General features: G+C 50.3%; 22 protein-coding genes and 1 tRNA gene. 11 read left to right on the forward strand and 12 right to left on the reverse strand.

Translation table 11 applies throughout. The features are described 5' to 3' along the window. Positions 1-43: 43 nt before the first annotated feature. Positions 44-946 carry a LysR family transcriptional regulator gene (locus tag CEK60_RS07095; protein WP_038484441.1) on the reverse strand — a complete coding sequence of 301 codons (903 nt, stop codon included), beginning with the start codon at positions 944-946 and terminating at the stop codon, positions 44-46. Positions 947-1,122: 176 nt separating this feature from the next. On the opposite strand from CEK60_RS07095, the gene ppnN reads away from it, so the two are divergent. Both ppnN and CEK60_RS07105 read left to right on the forward strand, forming a co-directional pair. Next, positions 1,123-2,505: a nucleotide 5'-monophosphate nucleosidase PpnN gene (gene ppnN / locus CEK60_RS07100; RefSeq protein WP_089038429.1), complete on the forward strand. Its 1,383-nt coding sequence runs from the start codon at positions 1,123-1,125 to the stop codon at positions 2,503-2,505. 72 nt (positions 2,506-2,577) lie between these two features. Beyond that, the gene (locus CEK60_RS07105; protein WP_089038430.1) at positions 2,578-3,303 is read left to right on the forward strand and encodes a sulfite exporter TauE/SafE family protein; all 726 of its coding nucleotides are present in this window, start codon (positions 2,578-2,580) and stop codon (positions 3,301-3,303) included. A gap of 129 nt (positions 3,304-3,432) precedes the next feature. Here CEK60_RS07105 and CEK60_RS07110 read toward each other — a convergent pair whose 3' ends face one another. Next, complete coding sequence (locus CEK60_RS07110) at positions 3,433-6,153, reverse strand: HAD-IC family P-type ATPase (protein WP_089038431.1); 2,721 nt, start codon at positions 6,151-6,153, stop codon at positions 3,433-3,435. Between the two features lie 411 nt (positions 6,154-6,564). Here CEK60_RS07110 and CEK60_RS07115 point away from each other — a divergent pair, with 411 nt between their 5' ends. Both CEK60_RS07115 and CEK60_RS07120 read left to right on the forward strand, forming a co-directional pair. Then, positions 6,565-6,924 carry a hypothetical protein gene (locus tag CEK60_RS07115; protein ID WP_089038432.1) on the forward strand — a complete coding sequence of 120 codons (360 nt, stop codon included), beginning with the start codon at positions 6,565-6,567 and terminating at the stop codon, positions 6,922-6,924. A 77-nt stretch (positions 6,925-7,001) separates the two neighbouring features. After that, a complete protein-coding gene (locus CEK60_RS07120; RefSeq protein ID WP_089038433.1) occupies positions 7,002-7,754 on the forward strand; it encodes a VIT1/CCC1 transporter family protein in 753 nt (250 codons plus the stop codon). 141 nt (positions 7,755-7,895) lie between these two features. On the opposite strand, the gene CEK60_RS07125 is transcribed toward CEK60_RS07120, so the two are convergent. The 4 genes from CEK60_RS07125 to CEK60_RS22785 form a co-directional block, all read right to left on the reverse strand. After that, positions 7,896-7,972, reverse strand: a tRNA-Pro gene (locus CEK60_RS07125). 126 nt (positions 7,973-8,098) lie between these two features. Next, positions 8,099-8,908 carry an inositol monophosphatase family protein gene (locus CEK60_RS07130; protein WP_038484635.1) on the reverse strand — a complete coding sequence of 270 codons (810 nt, stop codon included), beginning with the start codon at positions 8,906-8,908 and terminating at the stop codon, positions 8,099-8,101. A 93-nt stretch (positions 8,909-9,001) separates the two neighbouring features. Next, positions 9,002-9,457 (reverse strand): anti-virulence regulator CigR family protein, encoded by a 456-nt coding sequence (locus tag CEK60_RS07135; RefSeq protein WP_089038434.1) that lies wholly within the window; start codon positions 9,455-9,457, stop codon positions 9,002-9,004. 161 nt (positions 9,458-9,618) lie between these two features. Beyond that, positions 9,619-10,014: a prepilin-type N-terminal cleavage/methylation domain-containing protein gene (locus CEK60_RS22785; RefSeq protein ID WP_269768698.1), complete on the reverse strand. Its 396-nt coding sequence runs from the start codon at positions 10,012-10,014 to the stop codon at positions 9,619-9,621. Positions 10,015-10,229: 215 nt separating this feature from the next. Here CEK60_RS22785 and pilB point away from each other — a divergent pair, with 215 nt between their 5' ends. The 6 genes from pilB to CEK60_RS07170 are packed head-to-tail and all read left to right on the forward strand — an operon-like array spanning position 10,230 to position 15,902. Then, positions 10,230-11,984, forward strand: a complete 1,755-nt coding sequence (pilB, locus tag CEK60_RS07145) for a type IV-A pilus assembly ATPase PilB (protein WP_089038435.1) — start codon at positions 10,230-10,232, stop codon at positions 11,982-11,984. A 6-nt stretch (positions 11,985-11,990) separates the two neighbouring features. Continuing rightward, positions 11,991-13,220 (forward strand): type II secretion system F family protein, encoded by a 1,230-nt coding sequence (locus CEK60_RS07150; protein WP_089038436.1) that lies wholly within the window; start codon positions 11,991-11,993, stop codon positions 13,218-13,220. Between the two features lie 40 nt (positions 13,221-13,260). Beyond that, positions 13,261-14,106 (forward strand): prepilin peptidase, encoded by an 846-nt coding sequence (locus CEK60_RS07155; protein ID WP_089038437.1) that lies wholly within the window; start codon positions 13,261-13,263, stop codon positions 14,104-14,106. A gap of 40 nt (positions 14,107-14,146) precedes the next feature. Then, entirely contained in the window at positions 14,147-14,743 is a 597-nt protein-coding gene (coaE, locus tag CEK60_RS07160; RefSeq protein WP_089038438.1) for a dephospho-CoA kinase, read from the forward strand. Between the two features lie 39 nt (positions 14,744-14,782). Beyond that, the gene (gene yacG, locus CEK60_RS07165; RefSeq protein WP_083004574.1) at positions 14,783-15,016 is read left to right on the forward strand and encodes a DNA gyrase inhibitor YacG; all 234 of its coding nucleotides are present in this window, start codon (positions 14,783-14,785) and stop codon (positions 15,014-15,016) included. A 13-nt stretch (positions 15,017-15,029) separates the two neighbouring features. Continuing rightward, positions 15,030-15,902, forward strand: coding sequence for a DNA replication terminus site-binding protein (locus tag CEK60_RS07170; RefSeq protein WP_089038439.1), 873 nt, complete (start codon positions 15,030-15,032; stop codon positions 15,900-15,902). Between the two features lie 27 nt (positions 15,903-15,929). Here the strand turns inward: CEK60_RS07170 and CEK60_RS07175 are convergent, their stop codons facing one another. Continuing rightward, positions 15,930-16,277: a hypothetical protein gene (locus CEK60_RS07175; protein ID WP_089038440.1), complete on the reverse strand. Its 348-nt coding sequence runs from the start codon at positions 16,275-16,277 to the stop codon at positions 15,930-15,932. A 370-nt stretch (positions 16,278-16,647) separates the two neighbouring features. Here CEK60_RS07175 and CEK60_RS07180 point away from each other — a divergent pair, with 370 nt between their 5' ends. Then, complete coding sequence (locus CEK60_RS07180) at positions 16,648-17,229, forward strand: helix-turn-helix transcriptional regulator (RefSeq protein ID WP_232471483.1); 582 nt, start codon at positions 16,648-16,650, stop codon at positions 17,227-17,229. Positions 17,230-17,562: 333 nt separating this feature from the next. Here CEK60_RS07180 and CEK60_RS07185 read toward each other — a convergent pair whose 3' ends face one another. The 5 genes from CEK60_RS07185 to pheA form a co-directional block, all read right to left on the reverse strand. Then, positions 17,563-17,937 carry a histone-like nucleoid-structuring protein, MvaT/MvaU family gene (locus tag CEK60_RS07185; RefSeq protein WP_009724762.1) on the reverse strand — a complete coding sequence of 125 codons (375 nt, stop codon included), beginning with the start codon at positions 17,935-17,937 and terminating at the stop codon, positions 17,563-17,565. A gap of 285 nt (positions 17,938-18,222) precedes the next feature. Further along, a complete protein-coding gene (gene rpsA / locus CEK60_RS07190; protein ID WP_089038441.1) occupies positions 18,223-19,899 on the reverse strand; it encodes a 30S ribosomal protein S1 in 1,677 nt (558 codons plus the stop codon). A 184-nt stretch (positions 19,900-20,083) separates the two neighbouring features. Continuing rightward, complete coding sequence (cmk, locus tag CEK60_RS07195; RefSeq protein WP_089038442.1) at positions 20,084-20,773, reverse strand: (d)CMP kinase; 690 nt, start codon at positions 20,771-20,773, stop codon at positions 20,084-20,086. Beyond that, entirely contained in the window at positions 20,763-23,054 is a 2,292-nt protein-coding gene (locus tag CEK60_RS07200; RefSeq protein WP_089038443.1) for a bifunctional prephenate dehydrogenase/3-phosphoshikimate 1-carboxyvinyltransferase, read from the reverse strand. The genes cmk and CEK60_RS07200 overlap by 11 nt, the downstream gene beginning before the upstream one ends. Positions 23,055-23,065: 11 nt before the next feature. Next, complete coding sequence (pheA, locus tag CEK60_RS07205; protein WP_089038444.1) at positions 23,066-24,157, reverse strand: prephenate dehydratase; 1,092 nt, start codon at positions 24,155-24,157, stop codon at positions 23,066-23,068.

Here is a 24,157-nt window from a genome sequence, read left to right on the forward strand (position 1 = left end):
AAACGACAAGACATCCCTGTCTCTTAAACGCCCTTGGCGCTCGTTATTCGGGCACCAGGGGCGTTTTTTCTTGCAGGCGTTGGTGATGAAACCCCTCCAGTAACTTTTCATAACGTTTCGGCAAGACCGAATCTCGCCGGCGCAGCAGATAAAGCACTTCATTAATCCCTTGAGGTAACGCCAACGCTTTTACTTGGCGTTGCCAAGGAGAGGTTTCTAACACCAAGCGTGAGACAACGGTAAAACCTAGCCCTCGCGCGACCGCATCCAGCACCATGCTCACTTCGTTAGTAAACCCCTGATGCCGAAAATGCGTCATTGAACGAAATTCGTCTGGATAATTGGCGCGCAGCAGTGCATTGGCGTGATTAATGCCGTCGTAGTAATTAAGAAAACCAATGCCCATCAGGTCGGTTAGCGTGCTGCCAGCAAAATCAGCAGGCACGACTAAACATAATGGCTCTTTGTGCCATACCGTGCAGGTCAGTTCGGTATGGTTGACCTGCTCAGTCACGATGCCAATATCGTAGCGGCCTTCAAGCAGGTCATTAACGATTTCGTGATTAAAAGCAAAACTGTAATTGACCGTTAAGTTGGGGTGCATCTGCTGCTGGCCAAGAATAAAAGGATAAAACATCAACCCAACACTTCCTGGGGATGCAATCCGGCATTCACCGCTATCCAGCGAGTCGTCATCTAAACCATGGCGAAACTGCTCATGCTCGGCAAATAGCTTCAACGCATAATCATAAGCCCTTCGTCCAGACTCCGTTAGCGTAAAACTTCTGCCCTTTCTCTCTATCAGCGGTTTATCTAAATAGCTTTCTAACTTGCGGATATGCTGGCTGACGCCAGGCTGCGTCATCTCCAAACGGCGCGCAGTTCGTGTGAAACTCCCCGTTTCCACTAACGTTATAAACGTCCGAAAATACTGGGCATTAAACATAATAAAGCGCCATCTTGACTAGCCACCGTGTGCTCTTAACGAGAGCACAGAGTAGCACAATCCGACTCTTAAACGGACGCTAAGGACCATCACTACCCTTATTGCTTGAATTCAGTTAGTAAAGGCCATGATAGTATGTGGTTTCGTTAACAATATGATTAGGGACAGCCAGACTAATGACGCAACTCCCAGTGCCGCGCGCCACCATTTCCAGCATTATTTCCCCGGAAGGCAGCCTCGAAGTGCTTTCCCAGCATGAGGTCAACCGTTTAAAAAGCACCTCTAAAAGTGGCTTGCATGATCTGCTACGCCGCTGTGCACTCGCGGTGCTTAACTGCGGCAGCCCAACGGATGATAGTTTGGCCATTATGGAAGCCTACAAAGACTTTGATATTGAAGTCTTACAGCAAGACCGAGGCATCCGTCTTAAGCTAACCAATGCGCCCGCCGAAGCCTTTGTCGACGGACGAATGATTCGTGGTATACGCGAACATTTATCATCCATTCTTCGCGACATTGTTTATGTTTACAACGAAATCCAACACCACAAGCGGTTTGATTTAACCACGGGTGAAGGCACAACTAACGCCGTGTTTCATATCCTGCGCAAGGCGGGCACGCTGAAGCCAGGACGCGACCCAAGCTTGGTGGTGTGCTGGGGTGGCCACTCGATTTCCAGAGAAGAGTATGAATATACCAAGGACGTTGGTTATCACCTTGGCTTGCGAGATCTAGACATCTGTACCGGCTGCGGCCCTGGCGCCATGAAAGGCCCCATGAAAGGAGCTAACGTTGCCCATGCCAAACAGCGTCGTAAAGATGGCCGCTATTTAGGTATTTCTGAGCCAGGCATCATTGCAGCCGAAGCGCCCAACCCTATCGTTAATGAGCTAGTTGTCATGCCAGACATCGAAAAACGGCTCGAAGCATTCGTGCGTTTAGGGCACGGTATTATTGTTTTCCCCGGAGGGGTGGGTACTGCAGAAGAAATTCTTTACCTACTGGGAATTCTGCTGCATCCAAGCAATCACGATATTCCCTACCCACTCGTGTTTACTGGTCCAGCTGATTCCGCCGAGTACTTCCAGAAAATCGATGAATTCTTAGTTTATACGCTGGGCGAGGATATCCGCCGCTACTACACGATTATTACCGGCAACCCTGTGGCCGTCGCACGTAAAATGCGTGAAGAAATTGACGAGATTGCAGACTTCCGTCGCACGCATCAGGACGCTTTTTACTACAACTGGCGTCTTACCATTGCACGTGACTTTCAGGCGCCCTTCGAGCCCACCCACGAAGCTATGCGTGGTCTAGCGCTTCATCGTCAGCAGCCTACCCATGAACTAGCGGCCAACTTGCGGCGTGCTTTTTCTGGCATTGTGGCGGGTAACGTTAAAGAGCCAGGGATTCGAGCAATTGAAGCCCATGGACCTTTTGAGTTAACTGCTGAACCAGAACTCATGCAGCGCTTAGACGAGCTATTAACCTCATTTGTCGCCCAAGGACGTATGAAACTTGATGGACAAGCATATACACCCTGCTATGTTCTCAAGTAACTAATTTAGCAAGCACAGCCTTTATCAGGCGCAACCCAGTCGCGCTGCGCCTGATACATTAGGAAATTCCCCGTGATTATTGCTCTTTTAACGCTGATTGCAGCAGGTATCATCAAAGGTGCCATCGGGTCTGGCGTGCCAGTCATCGTAGTCCCTGTACTCACCATGCTCTACGACGTGAAGCTGGCTATTGCCGTGTTAATAGCCCCCAATTTGTTCAGCAACATTTTACAAGTATGGCAATATCGGCACCATTTGTTACCGCTGCGTTTTCTCGCCGCCTTCTCTCTTTCTGGCGGGCTAGGCATTGTGCTGGGCACATGGGGCTTAGTCGTGTTATCACCCACTCTTTTATCGCTTGGGGTGGCCGCGTCGATCGTGCTCTATTTGATCATCAAAATAGCTAGGCGAACGATCGCCCTTCCTTTCGCGACTGCCAACCGCATCGTGCTGCCTGTCGGTTTGCTCGCTGGCGTTCTGCAAGGCGCGGCGGGCATGTCAGCACCCGCATCTGTGACGTTTCTAAACGCAATGCAATTGGAGCGCCGCGTATTCATCGGCTCCATCTCTGTGTTTTTTGTTGCTATCACCTGCGTGCAAATACCCGCGCTGCTGAGTGCGGAAATACTCACACTGGAACGTACGCTTTACAGCTTTATAGCACTATTCGTAATTCTCGCCGCCATGCCCATCGGCGCACAGCTCGGCAAACGCCTACCGCACCGCTGGTTTGATAATCTCATTATGCTGTTGCTGGCAGGTATTGCAGTCAAAATTATTGTGGATGCTGTGTTTTAAACCAAGCCTTACCACTAGACAGAAATGGCGCACAGGGAAATTACCTTAGCGCCACCTATGATTTGTTATCCCCCTAGGTGGCGCTGATCTTTTATAAACAGGGCATTACAATTAGCCCATGCTCAGTTTCTATTTAGCCTTGAGCATGCGCCAGCCCACCTTCTCAGCTTCAATTAACAGATAAATCATTCCGCTACTTAAAATGATAGCTAGCCAATGCGTAATGCTTAACCCTTCGCTACCAAAGATAAGCTGCATAAAGGGTAAATAGGTAAACGCCATTTGCAGCAACATCACCATCATAATAGCGATCCATACCGGCCGACTGCCAAAAATACCGGCAAACGACAGCGTACTATTAATTAAAAAGCGGCTATTGATTAAATAAGCGGCACTGCCAGTGACCAGCATATTGACCGCCCCTGCCCGCGCTAACGCTTCACTGCCCCCTTGGTTGAGTATCCAGGAGAACATGCCGAAGACGCCGACGAGCAGCAGCACAGACACAAAAATCACTCGCCACAATAAAAATAGATCAAGCAGCGGTGCTTTAGGGTCTCTGGGCTGGCGTGCCATTAAGTCTTTCTCCCCGCTCTCAAACGCTAATGCCAAGCCTAGCGTAATCGCTACCACCATATTTACCCATAATGCCTGTAACGGCGTTACCGGCAGCACCGAGCCTGATAGCACGGCAAGCATAATCGCCAAGCCCTGAGCAACATTGGTCGGCAGAATAAAGGTGATCGTTTTACGGATGTTATCGTAGACTTTGCGGCCTTCTTCAATAGCACTGACAATGGTTGCGAAGTTATCGTCCGCCAATACCATTTCAGAAGCATCTTTCGCTGCCTCAGTCCCCTGCACGCCCATAGCAACGCCGACATCAGCACGCTTTAAGGCTGGCCCATCATTAACGCCATCCCCAGTCATGGAGCAAACCCCACCCCGTGCCTGCATCGCTTTTACTAAGCGCAGCTTATGTTCTGGAGATGCTCGAGCAAAGACATCAATCTCTAAAATAGTGTCTTCTAACGCTTGATCGGACATCGCTTCAATTTCTCGCCCGGTAAGCGCTTTCTGGGTTTGTGCAAAACCCAGTTGTTTAGCAATAGCCAGCGCTGTCGAAGCATGATCACCGGTAATCATAACGGGACGAATACCCGCTTGTTGGCAACGCTTAACCGCCTCGATTGCCTCTTCTCTTGGTGGGTCCAGCAAGCCAATAATTCCCAGTAAGCGCAACCCGCCTTCTATATGGTGATGGTCTAGCTCATCAATAGCAGCAGGTTTATCCGCAATGGCCAGAACGCGTAAACCTCGCGAAGAAAGCTCGTGAATACGGTTTTCCCACTCATTACGATCAATAGCGACAGTGCCTTTTGTAGTAGCAACGCTGTCGCACATTTCTATCAAACGATCAGGCGCTCCCTTTACGATGATACGCTGGCCATCAGCTTCTGCATGCAGAGTGGCCATATACTTAAAGTCTGACTCGAAAGGAATCGCATCTACCCGCGGAAACTGCTGGCGCACCTCTGACGTTTTTATACCTGCTTTTTCACCGGCAACCACTAACGCGCCCTCTGTTGGGTCACCATAAATCTGATACTGTCCCGCCTGCTGTTGCAGCTCAGTGTCGTTACACAATACGCCAGCACATAAAAAATCGCTTAACGGTTGGGCACTGTCCATATCGACACATTCTGTGTCTTGTTCACCGCTGACACGCAGTCGATAAAAAGCCCCCTTGGGCGTGAAACCGATACCCTCGACGAGAAACTGCTCGTCACCCAGCCATACCGCTTGAGCCGTCATTTCATTGCGCGTCAATGTGCCCGTTTTATCGGAAAAAATAGTCGAGATGGAGCCTAACGTTTCTACTGCAGGAAGTCGTCGAATAATGGCGTTACGCTTCGCCATGCTTTGCACGCCAAGCGCGAGCCCGATGGTGACAATGGCGGGTAGACCTTCGGGAATCGCGGCCACCGCTAGACCGACAGCAGCCATAAACATATCCGCAGCGGGCTGGTCATGAAGAAGCGTGCCTAACAACGCGGTAATAGCGGCGGCACCTAAAATAAAAATTGCCAGCACCCTGCCCGCACGATCAAGCTGCTGAAGCAACGGCGTTTTAATTTTTTCCACACCACGCAGAAGTTCGGAAATTTTGCCGATTTCAGTGTAGCGCCCCGTCTCAACGACCAAACCACGGGCATTACCTTGCACCACAATCGTACTGGCAAACGCCATACTGCTTCGCTCCGCAAGATCCACATCTGCACTCACTGGGTGCGACTGCTTCTCTACAGGCACCGACTCTCCAGTTAAAGCCGCCTCGTCGGTGCGAAAACGCCGCGCTTCAATCAGTCGCACGTCCGCAGGTATCCGATCACCACTTTCCACCAGCACGATGTCCCCAGGTACTAACGCTTCGGCAGGAATGGTAGTGCGCTTCCCGTCACGTATGACATTAGCCTGAGGAGAAAGCATATTGCGGATGCTATCAAGCGCCTGTTCAGCTTTTCCTTCCTGGATAAAACCAATCAGCGCAATCACGGCCACTACCCCCACAATGGCTGCCGCATCGATGACATGCCCAAGCAGGAAACTGGCAATGGCAGCAACCAGCAGTATAAGAATTAAAATATTATTGAGCTGATCCAATAAACGCCGATACCAAGGACGTCCCTGAACCTGCTGAAGACGATTCGGCCCGTAGCGCTCTAAACGCGCCTGAGCCTCTGCGGTGGATAGGCCATCGACGGTAGCGGCCTGCCACGCCAGCGCTTGATCTATCGAGGCACAATGCCACTTTCGAGAAGGCTTCACTGGTGTTTGAGGGTTTTCCATCCATAAGCTCCCTTGTTAACTATACGGTCAGCTTACCGCAGGTTGCTGCACCGCAACACTGCTAATATTTATAAACTAACAAGGAAATGATGCAACGCAAATAAAGCTTCAAAATCAAGACTGAGTACGCCGATTAAAACATCATAATGAATATTTTCTATAGATATGAGGGGCTGTCACTAGCGGTGAAAGTTGGTGTTTTTATTATATTGCGACCAACCAATGAAGTAAGCAAAGATCAATATTACACCATTCAAATACTCGTATAATATTTTAAAAATAAATTAACTAAAAAACAAAAAATCATCATAGCCATGAAATATGACCCGCATCAAATAAACAGCCATTAACTACAATCACTCTATTAATGGTGGCTATACTATTCCTATCTGTCTACGAGGGACCAATACAATGACAACGTTACTGTTTCCCAATCTGACAGCAAAGTCCATCAGCAGCGAGTCTATGCTGGCGCTTTGGTATCAGCCTTGGGTGGAAACCACGCATTCGATCGCCAAGCTACAACGTATCTGGCTAGCAGCCGCCAATGGGGCACTTCGTCATGAACTGGATTTTATTTCAGCGGTGACTCCTATCTACAGCAAGCTAACCTGCTGCATGCTCGGCTTTGAAGGACCTCAAACCCTCTCATCAATGGCAATTTGCTACCACAACACTGCAGAAGATATGACACAAGCAACGTTCAATCGCATGCGCAAAGTATCAGAACTCAGTGAAGACATACGCGAGCGGATATGGAGTGAGCTGTAAGCTGCGGCTAGGCTAACCTGAGGGTTGTAGCAATGATTCAACGGCCCTCTTACCCCAGGAAAGTACGAGGCCTCGATATGCCAACCCCAAGTCGTGAAAGTCTACTTAGTGACCATCATCCTGATGCAGTGCGCAAACGGCTAGCGACTCCAGTAAAAGCATCAACACTTCCCGATGCTGTGCTCGGCGGTATCGATGGTTGCGTGACGACTTTTGCGGTTGTATCAGGGGCATTTGGCGCAGGTTTTTCACCACAGGTGGCACTTGTACTCGGTTTCGCCAACTTACTCGCTGACGGCTTCAGCATGGCAGTAAGCAATTACGAAGCCGGGCAGGCACAGCTTGCTCAGATCGCCAGTACTGAGCGTATCGAACGGCAACATATTGACCTAGTGCCTGAGGGCGAACGCGAAGAGATTCGCCAACTTTTTCACGCCAAAGGTTTCGAAGGAGAACTACTTGAACAAGTAGTGGAAACGCTATGTCGTGAACCAGATAGATGGGTGACTACCATGTTACAAGAAGAGCATGGGCTTTCATCTGTTGGACTTAACCCTCTTCGAGCAGCGTTAGTCACCTTTAGTGCTTTTTTGATCGTGGGCGCTCTACCGTTACTTCCGTATACAATACCAAATATAGCAACCACAACGCAGTTTCTAGCTAGTCTAGGGCTGGCTTGCGGCGTATTCCTTGCTATTGGCATGCTCAAGAGCGCCGTCTACGGCCTACCAGCTTGGCGCTCAGGCCTGCGTACTCTTTCCATGGGTGCCGCCGCGGCCGGGCTTGCTTTTGCAACAGGCTATCTCGCGCAGCGTCTATTAGCAGGCTAGGCCTATAAGATCTGCTTGGTTAGATAATCCATAGTGTGTCAGAAAGCTCCGCAACTTATGCTAATGATTGCTAATCCAGAATTAAGCTTTAAACAAAAAAACGGCCACCGCTGTAATAGCTAAGTGACCGTTTTATCTGTTTGGTCGGAGTGACAGGATTCGAACCTGCGACCTTTGCAACCCCATTGCAACGCGCTACCAAGCTGCGCCACACTCCGATATCTTGGATTAGCAACGAATGTTAACCAACATCGTTTGCCTCAAGACGGTGCGTATACTAGCGCTTTCTTAACCAAATGAAAAGCTCTTTTTGCGCTTTCTTTTCAATTGCTTGCCGCTTGCAGTTAATCGATGCGCTTAAGTAGCGATGCCATGGCATCATATACCTTGGGCGTTGTGACGAGCAGTTGCTCTGGGTAGAGGTCGGCTGGCACGCCGTCAGGCACCTCAGTTAAGTGGCCTACTTTCGCGCCTGCCTCGCGAGCAATGACCCAACCCGCGACAAAGTCCCATGGTGAAACGCTTTCGTAATACGCGTCTAAGCGGCCGCAGGCGACATCACAGAGGTCAATCGCAGCTGCACCATTGCGACGAACATCCTGACAGTTCACCAACACGGCTTCCAAACGTGGTAGAAGCTGTTTGCGGGCCTGTTTATCGTAGGGAAAACCGGTAGCCACCAGAGTGCTTTCAAGCGTATCAGCGTCACTCGGCTTGATTGGTTGCTGATTGCAGTACGCACCTAATCCTTGCGCGGCACTGAAGGTATCACCCAAGAAAGGGGCATGAACGACGCCTACTTTACCGATGCCGTTCTCTATCCAGCCAATCGATACCGCCACATGGCGCAGGCCTTGAGCAAAGTTGACGGTTCCATCGATAGGATCTACCACCCACAGCCGCTCGGCGGGGGTATGCAGCGCACGCTCAGGGCTTAGCTCTTCACTCAATCTCGCTTCACCAGGAAAATGCTCCTCCAGGCGCTGGCTAATTAGCGTATCAACTGCCACATCAACATCGGTAACCAGCTCAATGCCAGCTTTTAAACGTTGACTGAAATCTTGCTGTTCGCGGGCGCGGCGAATCATATCGCCTGCCTCCTCCGCAATACGCACTGCCAGCGCCAGCCGCTCTTCTAGGGTGTAGGCCGTCATTAACGCTCCTTACTTGGTAGTTTCACATTGCCTGAAGTAAGCCCAGCTTAAGCGGTGACGCATGGCATTACCATGAGCCATGCGAAACAACCTTTAACGAAGCGCATCAACCAGCACATCGACAACGATACGGGTCGCCGCCTCAATGAGTACGACATCGGCTCCTACGCGCTCCCATTCGTAGCCGGGGTAATGGGGAAGTTGAGATGCCAACGGGCCATCAAAACGTTTTGCAATTCCCGGGGGAAGGGGTTTACCGCGTTCTAAGTTGCGCTGAATACCTGGTGGCAATGGCTGAGCACGTGGCGCATCGTATTGCCGCAAGAGATGAAGCAGTTCACGTTCGTTGATACGAGGAAGATCTACAACGCGTTCGTCGCGATGGCGACGCTCATGTCGGCCTATATCCTGCCCGCCACGCTGGCGCTCGGAATGTGGGCTGTTGTCTCTAGCACCATGGGCGGGTGCGTGTGCTGGCTGTGCGACTGCCGCCACTTGCCACAATAGGGTGCAAGCTAACAGGCAAGCGCTAATAGGGATTGATTTCATTATCGGCTCCTTATGACCAGGAGCATTGAGTATAGAGAGCAAATGCGCAGGCAGTGTGAAGATTGAACAATATTAAAAATACGGGCAAAAACCTGCAGATAAAAAAACCATTAGCTGGCACCACAACCAAAGCTAATGGTTAGATTTTAAGGTGCTGTACACTATCCCTCAGCAGTCATAGAAATTATCCCGTCTCCAGATACATACACAGTTTCCTGGCGATCCTGAGTTGAAACTTCAATAGTTTCTGATAGTTCGATATCTGCAGCGCCTGAAAATACAGTGAACAGCTTCTCAACATCCGTATTTTTAGCACATGACTGAAAGCTAAATTCAGGCGCGCCCTCTCCGAGAGACGCTTCCGCGACTGAAAGTGTTCTATATGAGTTGAGTTCTCCAACACATGCAGAAGCCTCTGAGCGGTCCAAGTAGCTTCCATACTTGGGCACGCCGATGGCAGCCAAGATGCCGATAATAGCAATGACTACCATCAGTTCAATGAGAGTAAAACCACTTTGCTTGTGAATTGTAGTTATTTTAAAAATTTTTTTATTCATAACACTGCTCCTTTGTGCTATTAAATTTCCTCTTCAATAACATGAATGCGATAAGTGCGCTAAACAAGCCCGTGCCACAATGTTTAACAATACCAACAGCTTCTCGATGCTATATTGAATCAACAATAGCAATCACATCGTTACATTTCCGTTGACTATTAATAATAATTAATACTTAGCATAAAGAAATAAAACAAACATGATTGAATTTAGCCATGAACGATTTAACCCCCGGGCCGACGCTGAGCAAGGCGGCCATGCATAGCGGCCTGCAGGGTATCGCTAAACGGCTGGTAGAACATGGCGTGCTGACCGATGCTCAGGCGACTGTTGCGGAAAACACAGCGGCAGAGCTTGAAATGTCGCTGTTACAGCACGTGGTCGATAGTGGGCTAGTAGAATCAGGCGCAGCAGCGCTGGCCGCTGCCTGGGAGTATGGTTTACCGGTCGTTGACCTAGATGCCATTCGTATAAACGCGCTACCACCCGCCAATGACTACCCCGTTAAAATATTAGAGCGTCTAGATATTCTTCCTCTGGCACGCCACGGGCACCGTCTTACTGTCGCTGTCCCCTACCCCGCTACGCTAACCCAGCTGAATGAACTTCAATTTGCTACCGGGCTAAGTGTAGATGGCGTACTGGCTCCCGCTGATCAACTTAAAAACACTCTAACGCAATATCTAGCGCAAAATGAGCGCAGCATGCTAGATGAATTGGAAAACGTAGATGATGCGGTCAGCGCGTTGAATATTGTTCAGTTGGACGAAGATGAGGCGACATTAGACAAAGCAGCAACAGATAGCGAAGATGCCCCTGTCGTTAAATTCGTCAATAAAATACTGCTAGACGCTATCAGCCGCGGCGCTTCCGATATTCACTTTGAGCCCTACGAAACCCAGTACCGGGTGCGCTTTCGTATTGATGGCATGCTGCTTGAAATTGCTCGCCCACCTTTTGCGCTGCGGCACCGCATCGCAGCACGTGTAAAAATCATGTCTCGGCTGGATATTTCTGAGCGGCGTCTGCCTCAGGATGGCGCAATCAAGCTGCAGCTTTCACGCACGCGCTCAATTGATTTTCGAGTGAACTCACTACCCACTGTGTTTGGTGAAAAAATAGTACTGCGTTTGCTAGACCCTGCCACTGCTCAACTCGCTATCGAGCAGCTAGGTTTTAGCCCTGAACAGCAGGCTGTTTATGAACACGCACTTAAGAAGCCTCAAGGAATGATCCTGGTTACCGGGCCGACGGGGAGCGGTAAAACAGTGACGCTTTACACAGGCATCAACATTCTTAACCAAATTGAACGCAATATTTGCACCGCCGAGGACCCAGTAGAAATTAAAGTGTCGGGGGTCAATCAGGTGAACGTTCTCCCTAAAATCGGTCTGAACTTCGCCAGTGCTCTGCGCGCCTTTTTACGCCAAGACCCTGATGTCGTCATGGTGGGCGAAATTCGCGACTTGGAAACCGCTGAAATTGCCGTAAAGGCAGCCCAAACAGGCCACTTAGTGCTATCTACCGTACACACTAACTCCGCCGCTGAAACGCTAACCCGTTTAGCGAATATGGGCATCGCATCGTATAACATTGCAAGCTCAGTTAGTTTGATCATTGCCCAGCGCTTGGCACGCAAGCTATGTGACCTATGCAAAGTACCCGCTAAGATTCCTGCCGAAGCGCTGCGTCAGGCTGGCTTTAGCCAACAGGATATTTGCAACGGCACGATTTATTCAGCAGTCGGTTGTAAACAATGCACCCAGGGCTATAAAGGTCGTATTGGTATCTATGAAGTGGTGCCTATTACTGATGCCATGCGCCAGCTGATTATGCGCGATGGCGATGCGCTAGATATCGATCAACAAGCCCGCCGCGAAGGCTACCCTAGCCTTTATCAGCGTTGCCTAAGTCGTGTGCTGGATGGCAGCACTAGCCTGGCAGAAGTTAACCGCATCAGTAAGGAGTAACGCGCCATGGCCAACGCTAAAGCATATCGCACCAAGCCAACGCCGCTACACCGCTGGAAGTGGGAAGGTAAAGGGCCGCAAGATCGAGCCATGCGCGGTGAGTTGATTGGCCGCACCAAACCCGAAATCATTGAACAACTGGCTAAGCAGCGTATTGTCGCCACAAAAATCCAAAAACGTAGCAGCTTTAGTGGTCGCAGCAAGGTATCCAACGTCGACATCATGATTTTTGCACGGCAAATGGCCACCATGGTGCGAGCAGGTATCCCTATTCTTCAGGCGTTACAAGCCGTTTCTGAAAGCCTAAAAAAACCCGCGATGGTAGCCCTAACCCAGAAAATCATGGAAGACGTCTCTTCGGGCGATAGCCTTTCCAGCGCCATGGCAAAACACCCCAAACAGTTTGACCGCCTGTTCGTTAGCCTGGTCGACGCAGGAGAGCAGGCTGGTGCGCTTGACCAGATGCTGGAGCGGGTAGCCAGTTATAAAGAGAAAGTTGAATCACTCAAAAATCGTGTCAAAAAAGCGCTCTGGTACCCCACTACGGTGATGATCATTGGTGTTGCCGTTACCATGCTACTACTCATCAAAGTCGTGCCTGAATTTGAGAGTATGTTTCAAGGTTTTGGCGCAGAACTGCCAGCGCTCACTCAGTTTACGGTTAACTTATCGGACATGGCCCAAAAGTACTGGTTACAAGCAACGGGTACACTAATCGGCAGTATCATGCTGCTGAAAGCTGCAGCGCGACGCTCACCACGCGTCGCTTATCGGTTAGACAGCATGATGCTTCACCTGCCTATCCTTGGCGATATTTTACACAAATCGGCTGTCTCACGATTCACACGCACCTTAGCGACTACCTTTACTTCAGGCGTGCCACTTATTGAAGGGCTCGAAACTGCCGCAGGTGCATCGGATAATCGCGTGTATATCAGAGCGATTAATGAAGTGCGCCAAGATGTCACTACTGGACAACAGCTGCATTTCGCCATGCGTATGACCAACCGCTTTCCAGCGCTGGCAGTTCAAATGGTGAGTATTGGTGAGGAAGCCGGCTCACTAGATGCCATGCTTAACCGAGTCGCCGATTACTACGAAGAAGAAGTGGATAATAAAGTAGACGCCCTGACCTCGTTAATGGAACCGATTATTATCGTTGTCCTTGGCGCACTAGTGGGCGGCGTTGTAGTCTCCATGTATTTGCCTATTTTTGAAATTGGCACCGCACTATAAATAAACCGTTCACACGCACTTCCCCAACAATTGGAATACCATGGGTTTATCATCAAGCTTTTACCTCTTTTTTGCTTTACTGATCGGCCTCTGCTTTGGCAGTTTTCTCAACGTTGTCATCACCCGTTTACCCGTTATGCTAATGCGCCGTTGGCGTAATGAAGCACGCGCCTCTCTTGAACTGGCCGAAGAAACACCCCCCCGCTTTAACCTTGCTACTCCAAGGTCAATGTGTCCACGCTGCGAACAACCCATTGCTTGGCACGATAACCTACCCTTAATCGGCTGGCTAAAAAGAAGGGGAAAATGCGCCCATTGCCAAACCTCCATCAGTGTACAGTACCCATTCGTTGAGCTGATGGGCGGACTACTTGCTGTGGTCGTTGTGGCTTTGCATGGCCCGACGCTAAGCGCAATGTTTATCTATGGCGCTTGTGTAACACTACTGGCTTTGGCAGTGATCGACTTTCGAACCTATTTACTCCCTGATATGTTGACCCTACCGTTGTTATGGGCTGGCTTAGCTTACCAACTGTTCTTTCAGCCCCTGCTGCTCCCTGGCGCTGTCATCGGCGCAATGGCGGGCTATCTTGTGCTATGGAGCTTTTACTGGGTATTTAAGCTCATAACTGGCAAAGAAGGCATGGGGTTTGGGGATTTCAAATTACTCGCTGCGCTTGGTGCCTGGGTAGGTTGGAGCATGTTACCGCTACTGCTTATTTTATCTGCAGGTATTGGCGCAATCATAGGATTAGCCGCTCAAGCTATTTATCCCCGGTTACGCGGCCAACCTCTCCCCTTTGGCCCCTTTCTTGCGCTGGCGGGCTGGATTTGCATACTGGTAGGCAACGAGTTAATGACACTCTATACGTCGTTGCTGTATTAAGCCTAACGCCGGTTTTGATTCAATTCTATGGGGAGCATGCATGATCATTGGACTAACAGGCGGTATAGGCTCGGGAAAGTCAACCGTTGCCCGTGCATTTGAAGAACTGGGGATTGGCTGGGTAGATGCCGATGATGTCGCGAGAGAAGTCGTTGCCGTTGGCGAACCCGCGCTAGCCGCTATTGCCGAACACTTTGGCAGCGACGTATTGAACCTCGACGGGACACTGAACAGGTCAGCACTGCGTAGCATCATTTTTGAAGATCCTGCGCAACGGCAGTGGTTAGAGTCTGTTACTCATCCCAGAATACGCGAGCGCCTGCTTTTGCATCTAGACCGCCTGCAGGCACAGTCGCCTTATGTGTTATTAGTGTCTCCTCTGCTTTTTGAGTCTGGCCAAGATAAGTTGGTTAATCGTACGTTAGTCATTGATGTGCCCGAATCGCTGCAATTAGCGCGTACGCTTGCCCGAGATGGGGTGAGTGAATCCCAGGTGCGTGCTATCCTCGCCGCCCAACTTCCACGCGAAGAACGCCTTGCTAAAGGCAATGATGTCATCGACAACAGTGGTGACCATGCGAATATGACGCGCCAGGTCATCCAACTGGATCGTCGTTATCGCGCCGAGTGCACTTAACGACGTACTTGAGACGTACTTTTGAAACAGGAGTTTGTCATGCCCACACCGGCAAATGATTCACCGCTAGAGGTTGCTTGCCCCCAATGTGGCAAGAAAGTTATCTGGGGGCCAGAAAGTACTTATCGCCCTTTTTGTAGCAAACGTTGCCAACTGCTTGATTTGGGCGCCTGGGCGGAAGAGTCACATCGCATTGCAGGTGAGTCCGCCATGGATGAGGCGGACTTAGATACCCTGCTTGCTCAAGCAGATAGAGACGCACCGCTTTCTTAAAGGCTCGCCCAACATGACTGACGCCACGCTGCCTCTATATCATCTACTGCATGAACTTGATGCCCACTTTGATCAACTGGTAGCCACCATTGAGCGGGCTGCAGCGCTCTACGAATTTAGCCCACCACCTACTTGGCGGTTCCAGCCTGACGCGAACGATTCTATTTGGCTGAGGGAAGCACTGCTGGACATGTGGCATCAGCAGGGACAGGATGGCCGCGAAACGCGTAACTACATCGCGGTCATCGCCGCTAACGATGATTTATTAGCAGCGTGCCATCAAATTAACCACGCAAAAGCACGTATCAGCGATTTACTCGCGCGCATTAAGCAGTCTCATCCAAACGCGTTGAGCGATGCCAAGTCTCGTTTACCGAGCAGGCACCCACATATCGACGACATACTGCGTAAAAGCGGATTTGCAAGACTCCACTTGAAACAGTGCTGGCGACAACTCCCCATTGCCCCTGCGCCGGTGTCTAGAGTTAGGCTAGCGTGGTACAGCAGCGGTCGCTCAATCAAACGCGTTAGTGTTCAAGAGGCTGAGCAAAAATTATTACAACTAGACAGCGATGCACCACATATTCGTATACAGCTACGCAAGCTCGCCAGCATTCCAAGTGGAGAAATATTGGCGCAGGTACAAACCCAAGCCCCTTTAATGCGCGCGAATCTGTTTTTTGTCGAACCGCTTGCGGATGGGCACACGCGACGAGCACTTAATATTGCAATGCCGCTAATTGTGCCTGCTAATGAAGGGCGATTACCACATCTCAAAGCCCCAGCAGAAATGCCTCCAACGACTCGCACAAGAGCTAAGCGGCGCGACGAAAAACTAGAAGATGACGTATATTTACCTAGCTTACGCATCTATCGGTATCGCTAACGAGTTACCTCATCTCATAACGTCGCATTATTTACCCGCTACTGGCACGTCATCAAGCTTCCACCGCTTAGACTCCAGCAGCGCGTGTATGACCTCGCTTACATCTCGCTCCGACAAATCATATTCGCCAATCAGCGCTTTTAAGCGTTGATCAAACAGACGCTCTTGCTCATCCGAGTGTGCCGCTTCGTCTGCAGCTTGATCCTCAGCTTCCAACGCTGCAATTGAACGTACTGGCGGCCCCGTTGGAATATTGAAATCGCTGTTAGGATCTTCTAACTGGCGCAGCGCCTGCGCGAAGGCATCATCCAGCTCACGAAACTTACGTAGCTTTTCACGCTCATCTAGCTGTTTTTGAACTTTTTGATATTTCATCGATGTTTCATTTACACCTTACTTGAAATGGATGACAAGTCTGCTGAAACAGACCTTTTTCCGACAAAACTGTGCCCAAACGCGTAAAGCCTCTGAGCAAACTTGCCTTTGCTCTTTCTTCCCAGCATAAAGGCATCACAACTTAGTAATAAATAAGCTGCTCCCGATATAAAACAGGATGCTCCTACTGGCAGAGCAAAAACGCCCAGTTAAGCAACCTAAGGTGGCGCATATAGCGGCAAATTCATCTAGTAGGCAAGCAGCAATGTTAATCGCCTATTAGATCACTAGCAACGCAAGCACCGGGATGGTGCATTACAGGTGAGATGAGTAGCGCGACCTGTACGACTTAAGCATAGGAGGCCAGATAATGTTCAATGCAATGATGCGAGCTGAGATCTGGCTGCAAGACACTCTCGATAAGCCGCTTGGAATCGAAGACCTTGCTAATCACTTAGGATACTCAGCATCACAAATACGCCGACAGTTCCGCCACTGTTTCAACATTTCACCTAGTGCTTACCGTGAAAAAAGGCGTCTTGAGCGAGCCGCTGTCTTACTTTCACTCACCTCACAAAATATAGCGCAAATCGCTATTCGTTGTGGATATACTAATCACTCTTCTTTTTCACGTGCATTTCAGCGCCGCTACCGGCTGTCACCCCGCGAATACCGTCAAGCGATAAGCAGCCTGTATCTTCTGAACAGACCTGACAAAAAATTCACAATCAGCATTGAAAGAAACCGTCCCGCACATGTGGTTTTAATGCGCTTGTACCAAGCACCAGACCACATTCCTGGGCTAGGCAACAAAAAGTATCACGCTAACCATTTAGACCACCTACAAGCCCAACTAGAGGCGTCCACCCCAACCATGGTATTGCCAGACCTTTTAACAGAGAAAGTGACAGCCGCTGTAAGAAGAGCCTGCACCGAACCACACTCGAACTGATATCGGGCTCTATCTAGAGAATAGAGATACTGCCGAATACCTAGCACTGCCTGTCAACTACCGTCGGGTAGACATTCCTTCACGCTACTATGCGAAAATATACTTCGATAATATTTCGCAATTATCTTATGTAATATCTGAAACGCTAGTGGCATTAATGGATGAAAAAAATCGTTTAAATATCAGCGGTGATGCACCGCAAGTATTATGGCATCCGCATCATATTGAGCTTCGAATACCTTTATCTGCCTAGCCAGTCTGGATAATTTTTTTATCCGCTCTCATCAAACCAAAAACCGGCACTTCTTGTTAGAAATGCCGGTTTAAAACGACTCAGTCTTCCATACGCTCTAGCCAGGATTCGACGGCTTCATCACCATGCTCATCTTTCCAGCTACGCAGGCCTTTATGATTACCGCCACGAGTTTCAATCACTTCACCAGTATGCGGGTTCTTATAAATCTTCAGACGACGCTTACGACGCGTAGAGGATGCCGCAGCACCTTTGGATCCGCGCTGATCCGCGTTAGGGTCCAGCAATGCAATAACATCAGAAGGACGCTTACCAAACTCGTTCATTAACGCTTCAAGCTTAGCTTTAAATTCAAGCTCGCTTTTCAAGCGCTGATCACCTTCCAAGCGCTGTAAGTCTTCTTGCAGTTGTTTTAGCTGCTGTTCCTTTTGAATATACTCATTTAATAACGACATGGGGATTCCTTTTAGCAAAGGTTTAACTGCGCGAGTTAATCAATCTATCAACTCAGTACGCACGGGTTCAGGATGCGCGCACATTATTGCTTTAAATGCGCTAGCTGACAATAGTCTAGTTGATTTTAGCTTAAATACTAATCGATTTTTATTGCTTAGTTGGAACTATAAAAACGAGCTTTATACTCAAGTCAAACATAGGCTAATGATCTATGTCATATCATACAGATTCATAAAAAACGCCGCCCATTAGGGCGGCGTTTTTCAAGACTATCAACTACTTAATTAGTCTTGGCCCATCTGCTGTTTGATTAGATCACCGATAGTGGTCGGACCACCTGCTTCCGGCTCTTGATCACGCAGCTTCTTCAGATTTTGACGAGTATCATCTTGCTCTTTCGCTTTAACCGACAGACTGATCTGACGGCTCTTACGATCAACGCTTACGATACGCGCTTCAATGCTATCGCCTTCATTCAGCACGTTACGGGCATCTTCAATGCGATCAGCACTGATTTCAGACGCCTTGAGGATAGCAACAACATCAGTCGCTAGCTCAACGTGTGCTTCTTTGGCATCAACTTCTACGATACGGCCTGTAACGATGCTGCCTTTGTCGTTAACCGACAGATATTCAGCTACTGGATCGGAATCCATTTGCTTAATACCTAAGGAGATACGCTCACGCTCAGGATCGATTGAAAGAATAACGGCTTCAGCTTCGTCACCTTTCTTGAAGTTACGGACGGCTTCTTCGCCAGTTTCTGTCCAAGAGATATCGGACAGGTGAACCAGACCATCAATACCGCCTTCAAGGCCGATAAAGATACCGAAGTCAGTGATTGACTTGATGGTACCTGAAACACGGTCGCCCTTGTTGTATTCAGCGTTGAAAGTTTCCCATGGGTTAGCAGTGCACTGCTTGATACCCAGAGAAATACGACGACGTTCTTCATCGATGTCAAGAACCATAACGTCAACATCGTCGCCCACTTGGACAACTTTAGACGGATGGATATTCTTGTTAGTCCAGTCCATTTCTGAAACGTGAACCAGACCTTCAACGCCCTCTTCTAGCTCAGCAAAGCAGCCGTAGTCAGTCAGATTAGTGACAACTGCGTGCACTTTGGTGCCTTCCGGGTAACGGTCTTTGATGTTGACCCAAGGATCTTCACCCAGCTGCTTAAGACCTAGTGATACGCGGTTACGCTCACGGTCAAACTTCAGCACTTTGACGTTGATTTCGTCGCCAACAGCAACGATTTCGGACGGATGCTTGATGCGCTTCCACGCCATATCAGTGATGTGCAGCAGACCATCAACGCCGCCGAGATCAACGAAGGCACCGTAATCAGTCAGGTTCTTAACGATACCTTTGATTTGCTGACCTTCCTGCAGGGTCGCCAGCAGTGCTTCACGCTCAGCACTGTTTTCAGCTTCCAATACAGCACGACGCGAAACAACGACGTTGTTGCGCTTCGGGTCAAGCTTGATGACTTTGAAGTCTAGTTCTTTGTTTTCCAGGTGCGCAGTGTCACGAACCGGACGAACGTCAACCAGAGAGCCCGGCAAGAAGGCACGGATAGAGTCGACGTCGACGGTGAAGCCGCCTTTGACCTTACCGTTGATCACGCCCTTGACGACTTCGTCTTTCTCGAAGGCTGCTTCCAGAATCTTCCAAGCTTCTGCGCGCTTGGCTTTTTCACGGGACAGACGCGTTTCACCGAAGCCATCTTCTACGGCTTCAAGTGCAACGTGCACGTCGTCACCGATAGCGATGGTCAGTTCACCGTTCTCATCGCGGAATTGTGACGCAGGGATCTGACCTTCAGATTTCAGACCAGCGTTAACGGTAACCCAGTCACCGTCAATGTCGACAACCTGAGCCGCGACAATTGCGCCTGGCTCCATGTTGATGTCGTTAAGAGACTGTTCAAACAGTTCAGCAAAGCTTTCGCTCATGGTTTTCCTACGTGATCAACGTTGTTGAGGCATAAATGCCTTCTCCGTACCACCAGCAAGTACGGGCCTAATGTCATTCAGCTTCTGGAGGTGTTAGCGCTGGTTAGACCTGACCGGGCTCTCTGATATGGAGTTATCGCCCTGCCACGTCGTGACACCTTTCCAAAAACGCCGCAAGGGAGAATCAACTGCCGCTTACTATGCCACGTTGGTCTAGTAATTCGGTCAACTGATCAACCACTTCCGGTATGCTCAGGCATGTGGTATCAAGCGTTATGGCATCATCTGCCGGCTTGAGAGGAGCCACACTGCGCTGCGTATCGCGTGCATCGCGTGCCTGAATCTCCTTTAAAAGACTCGATAGACTAGCATCCACCCCGGCTTCCTGCAACTGTAGATGCCTACGCCGAGCCCGCTCCTGCGCACTTGCAGTCAGAAAAATTTTTAATGGCGCATCAGGGAACACGACGGTTCCCATATCACGGCCGTCGGCTACCAGGCCTGGCGGTTGTTGAAAATCTCGCTGACGCTGAAGCAATGCTTCACGAACTTGCGGTAGAGCCGCCACACGGGATGCCCGCTCACCAGCCTGCTCTGTGCGTATCGCTCGGGAAACGTCTTCACCTTCTAAAAGCGTTTGAGATTGCCCACCTTGCACTGGGAAAGCGACATCAAGTTGCGCAGCAAGCAATGCCAACGACGCCTCATCATCCAACGCCACGTCATGCTTTAAAGCTGCCTGAGCAGTAAGCCGATAAAGCGCCCCACTGTCTAACAGGTGCCACCCCAGGCGTTCGGCGACCAACCCACTGATGGTGCCTTTACCTGCACCACCCGGTCCGTCAATCGTTAGCACAGGGGCGTTAATCGGCATTAGCTCCCTCCACACTTACCTGCATACCAATACGCTGCGCCAAGGTCACAAAATCAGGGAAAGAGGTGGCCACATTAGCGCAGTCATCAATAACAATCTCATCGCTTGCACGCAAAGAGGCTATTGCAAACGCCATGGCAATACGGTGATCACCTAAGCTATCAATACGACCACCGCCATAGCTCGCCACGGCATCGTCAGCATTGCCAACAATATCAATACCATCTTCAACAACTGTGTGTTCAACGCCTAGTATCGCCAGCCCATCGGCCATTGCCTGAATCCGATCAGACTCTTTGACCCGCAGCTCTTCAGCACCGCGCAAGCGCGTTTTGCCTTGCGCGTTAGCAGCCGCGATAAATAGTGCAGGGAATTCATCAATGGCAAGCGGTACTTGATCAACCGGGATATCAATCCCTTTTAATGGCGCATAGCGAATACGGATATCCGCCACCGGCTCACCGCCTACCTCGTGCTCATTTTCAAGCGTTAAGTCAGCGCCCATCAGGCTGAGGATGTTAATCACACCAACGCGCGTAGGGTTGATACCGACGTGCTCAAGGGTAATGTCAGCCCCTGGCGTAATTGCCGCAGCGACGAGGAAGAACGTGGCAGAAGAAATATCAGAAGGGACATCTATCGGGCCTGCCGTCAGCTTACCGCCACCTTGAAGCCAGCAAGTATCGCCCTCGCGCGAGACCTCGTAGCCAAAACCATTAAGCATACGCTCGGTGTGATCGCGAGTAGGCGCTGGCTCACGCACGCGAGTTTCACCTTCGGCGTACATACCGGCTAACAGCAAGCAGGATTTCACCTGCGCACTGGCCATCGGCATGTCGTAGTAAATACCCTGCAATGCGGCGCCACCTTTGATCCTGAGTGGCGGGCGGCCACCTTCAGCGGTGTCGATAGTCGCACCCATCAAACGCAGAGGGTCAGCAACACGCCCCATTGGCCGCTTGGTTAACGACTCGTCACCGGTTAGCTCACTATCAAACGCTTGGCCTGCCAATAATCCCGCAAACAGGCGCATGGCAGTACCTGAATTACCCACGTACAGCGGGCCTGCCGGGGCTTTCAAACCATGCATCCCTACGCCATGAATAGTAACCCGCCCCTGATATGGCCCTTCAATGGCAACACCCATTTCACGAAAAGACTGCAGTGTTGCAAGACTGTCCTCACCTTCAAGAAACCCTTTAACCTCGGTGACTCCCTCCGCCAGAGCACCCAGCATAATGGAGCGATGGGACATTGATTTATCGCCCGGCACGCGCAGACGGCCTTGCGCCTGGCCGCCCGGCTGCACCCGATAAGTCACTTTACCGTGTGGTTGCATATGATATTCCGCCTGATAGCTGGTTTTATTCAATAACGTATCGAAATAATGGCGTGCATGACTGGCACGATCAAACGTTGCAATAAGGGCATCGCTATCGCCACTTTCTACCGCCTTCCGCAGCCGAGCGAGCCCCGCCTCAAAATCATCTAACGACGACAAGACGGCGTCCCGGTTGGCAATAAAGATATCTCGCCACATAACAGGATCGCTGCCCGCGATACGGGTAAAATCACGAAACCCACCGGCTGCATAGCGAAAAATTTCTAACCGCTCGTCTTGACGTGCCAGCGTATCGACCAACGAAAATGCCAGCAAATGCGGCAAATGACTGGTACGTGCCAACACTTGGTCGTGCCGCTCTACACTCATTTGCAGTACGTCTGCGCCAGCGGCACACCACAACGCCTCAACCCGTGCAAGCGCTCCTGCGTCGACATTCGGCTCCGGCGTTAGTATCACTTTGTGATTGATATAGAGGGTGGGGTCTGCTGCAGCAACACCACTTTTTTCAGAGCCTGCAATAGGATGACCTAGCACCACTGAAGGGGGCATCTCCCCGAAGGCACGCACAGCACAGTCACGGATCGTCGCTTTCGTGCTGCCCACATCGGTAATCACCACGTTTTTAGACGCACGGTGAAGCGAACCTGCCAGGGTGGCCATCACACTCTCCATGGCCAATACCGGTACGGCCAAAATCACCATAGAGACGTCATCAAGCAGTTCTGCTAACTGTGAACCGCCATGATCTATCAACCCTAAATCAATCCCCAAGGCGATTTCTGACGCATTGGAGTCACACGCTGAAATATGCCCTTTGAAACCTGAGTGCCGTAGCGCGGCGGCCAGCGACCCTCCGATCAGGCCAAGGCCAACAATCAGCAGGTGCGACTCTTGGCAAGATGACCGAACGCTAGCGCTAGATGCCAACGCTTGCACAGCACACTCCGTCACAGCACGCCTAGAGGATAGGAGCCAAGCACACGCAGCTCAGAAGCACGTAACCTTACTTCTTCGAGCACTGCTGCTACCTGCGGCTCATCCCGATGCCCTTTGAAATCGATAAAGAACACATAATTCCAAACACCAGTCCGCGAAGGCCGTGTTTCGATCCGCGTTAAATCAATGCGGTGACGATGGAACGGTTCCAGCAGATCATGCAGTGCACCGGGCTGGTTACGCATTGCGACAACAATTGAGGTTTTATCCTCGCCAGATATCGGCACATCTTGATTACCAATAATCAGAAAGCGCGTGGAGTTATCAGGGCGATCTTCAATCTTTTCGGCAATGCGCTCTAGACCATACAGTTTGGCCGCCATATCTCCGGCAATTGCTGCACTGTGCCACTCTGTTTTGACCAGCTTGGCAGCTTCTGCGTTAGAGGAAACTGGCACCCGCTCAGCGTGGGGATAGTGAGCATCAAGCCATTTACGGCACTGGCCAAACGATTGAGGGTGGGAATAGATGCGTGAGACCTTATCCCGACGCGTGGTTTCACTAATTAGCAGGTGGTGGTGAATGCGTAGCACCACTTCACCGCAGATCTTGATAGACGAGTCCATAAAGGTGTCAAGCGTATGATTGACAACCCCTTCGGTGGAGTTCTCTACCGGCACCACCCCATAATGAACAGCACCTGCCTCTACTTCACGAAAGACTTCATCAATCGCTGCCATCGGCATACTGACAGCGCTCTCACCAAAGTGCTTAAGCGCCGCCTGCTGGGTAAATGTACCCTCTGGGCCTAGGTAGGCAACTTTGACTGGCTGCTCCAGCGCAAGGCACGCCGACATAATCTCGCGAAACAACCTCGCCATCTCTTCTGAGTCTAGCGGGCCAGGATTCAACGACATAATGCGGCGCAGCACCTGCGCCTCCCGCTCAGGACGATAAAAGACGGCGTCTTTATCTTGAGCAAGCTTAACGTGTGCCACCTGCTGGGCGCAGTTGGCGCGCTCACTAATCAAGCGCAGAATATCGCCATCCAACTGGTCGATACGTTGACGTAAGTCGTCTAATTTAATTGGCGTATCGGACAT

The organism is Halomonas sp. N3-2A (assembly GCF_002216165.1).
In the GTDB taxonomy this organism is placed as follows: Bacteria; Pseudomonadota; Gammaproteobacteria; order Pseudomonadales; family Halomonadaceae; genus Vreelandella.

Bases quoted from the DNA above. Each gene is read 5' to 3' on its own strand.
- CEK60_RS07170 (WP_089038439.1), top strand. From the start codon at position 15,030: ATGACTGACGCCACGCTGCCTCTATATCATCTACTGCATGAACTTGAT.
- CEK60_RS07150 (WP_089038436.1), top strand. From the start codon at position 11,991: ATGGCCAACGCTAAAGCATATCGCACCAAGCCAACGCCGCTACACCGC.
- CEK60_RS07110 (WP_089038431.1), bottom strand. From the start codon at position 6,153: ATGGAAAACCCTCAAACACCAGTGAAGCCTTCTCGAAAGTGGCATTGT.
- CEK60_RS07180 (WP_232471483.1), top strand. From the start codon at position 16,648: ATGTTCAATGCAATGATGCGAGCTGAGATCTGGCTGCAAGACACTCTC.
- CEK60_RS07130 (WP_038484635.1), bottom strand. From the start codon at position 8,908: ATGACGGCCTACACCCTAGAAGAGCGGCTGGCGCTGGCAGTGCGTATT.
- CEK60_RS07185 (WP_009724762.1), bottom strand. From the start codon at position 17,937: ATGTCGTTATTAAATGAGTATATTCAAAAGGAACAGCAGCTAAAACAA.
- CEK60_RS07155 (WP_089038437.1), top strand. From the start codon at position 13,261: ATGGGTTTATCATCAAGCTTTTACCTCTTTTTTGCTTTACTGATCGGC.
- coaE (WP_089038438.1), top strand. From the start codon at position 14,147: ATGATCATTGGACTAACAGGCGGTATAGGCTCGGGAAAGTCAACCGTT.
- rpsA (WP_089038441.1), bottom strand. From the start codon at position 19,899: ATGAGCGAAAGCTTTGCTGAACTGTTTGAACAGTCTCTTAACGACATC.
- CEK60_RS07135 (WP_089038434.1), bottom strand. From the start codon at position 9,457: ATGAAATCAATCCCTATTAGCGCTTGCCTGTTAGCTTGCACCCTATTG.
- pilB (WP_089038435.1), top strand. From the start codon at position 10,230: ATGAACGATTTAACCCCCGGGCCGACGCTGAGCAAGGCGGCCATGCAT.
- pheA (WP_089038444.1), bottom strand. From the start codon at position 24,157: ATGTCCGATACGCCAATTAAATTAGACGACTTACGTCAACGTATCGAC.
- cmk (WP_089038442.1), bottom strand. From the start codon at position 20,773: ATGCCGATTAACGCCCCTGTGCTAACGATTGACGGACCGGGTGGTGCA.
- CEK60_RS07175 (WP_089038440.1), bottom strand. From the start codon at position 16,277: ATGAAATATCAAAAAGTTCAAAAACAGCTAGATGAGCGTGAAAAGCTA.
- CEK60_RS07095 (WP_038484441.1), bottom strand. From the start codon at position 946: ATGTTTAATGCCCAGTATTTTCGGACGTTTATAACGTTAGTGGAAACG.
- yacG (WP_083004574.1), top strand. From the start codon at position 14,783: ATGCCCACACCGGCAAATGATTCACCGCTAGAGGTTGCTTGCCCCCAA.
- ppnN (WP_089038429.1), top strand. From the start codon at position 1,123: ATGACGCAACTCCCAGTGCCGCGCGCCACCATTTCCAGCATTATTTCC.
- CEK60_RS07120 (WP_089038433.1), top strand. From the start codon at position 7,002: ATGCCAACCCCAAGTCGTGAAAGTCTACTTAGTGACCATCATCCTGAT.
- CEK60_RS22785 (WP_269768698.1), bottom strand. From the start codon at position 10,014: ATGAATAAAAAAATTTTTAAAATAACTACAATTCACAAGCAAAGTGGT.
- CEK60_RS07115 (WP_089038432.1), top strand. From the start codon at position 6,565: ATGACAACGTTACTGTTTCCCAATCTGACAGCAAAGTCCATCAGCAGC.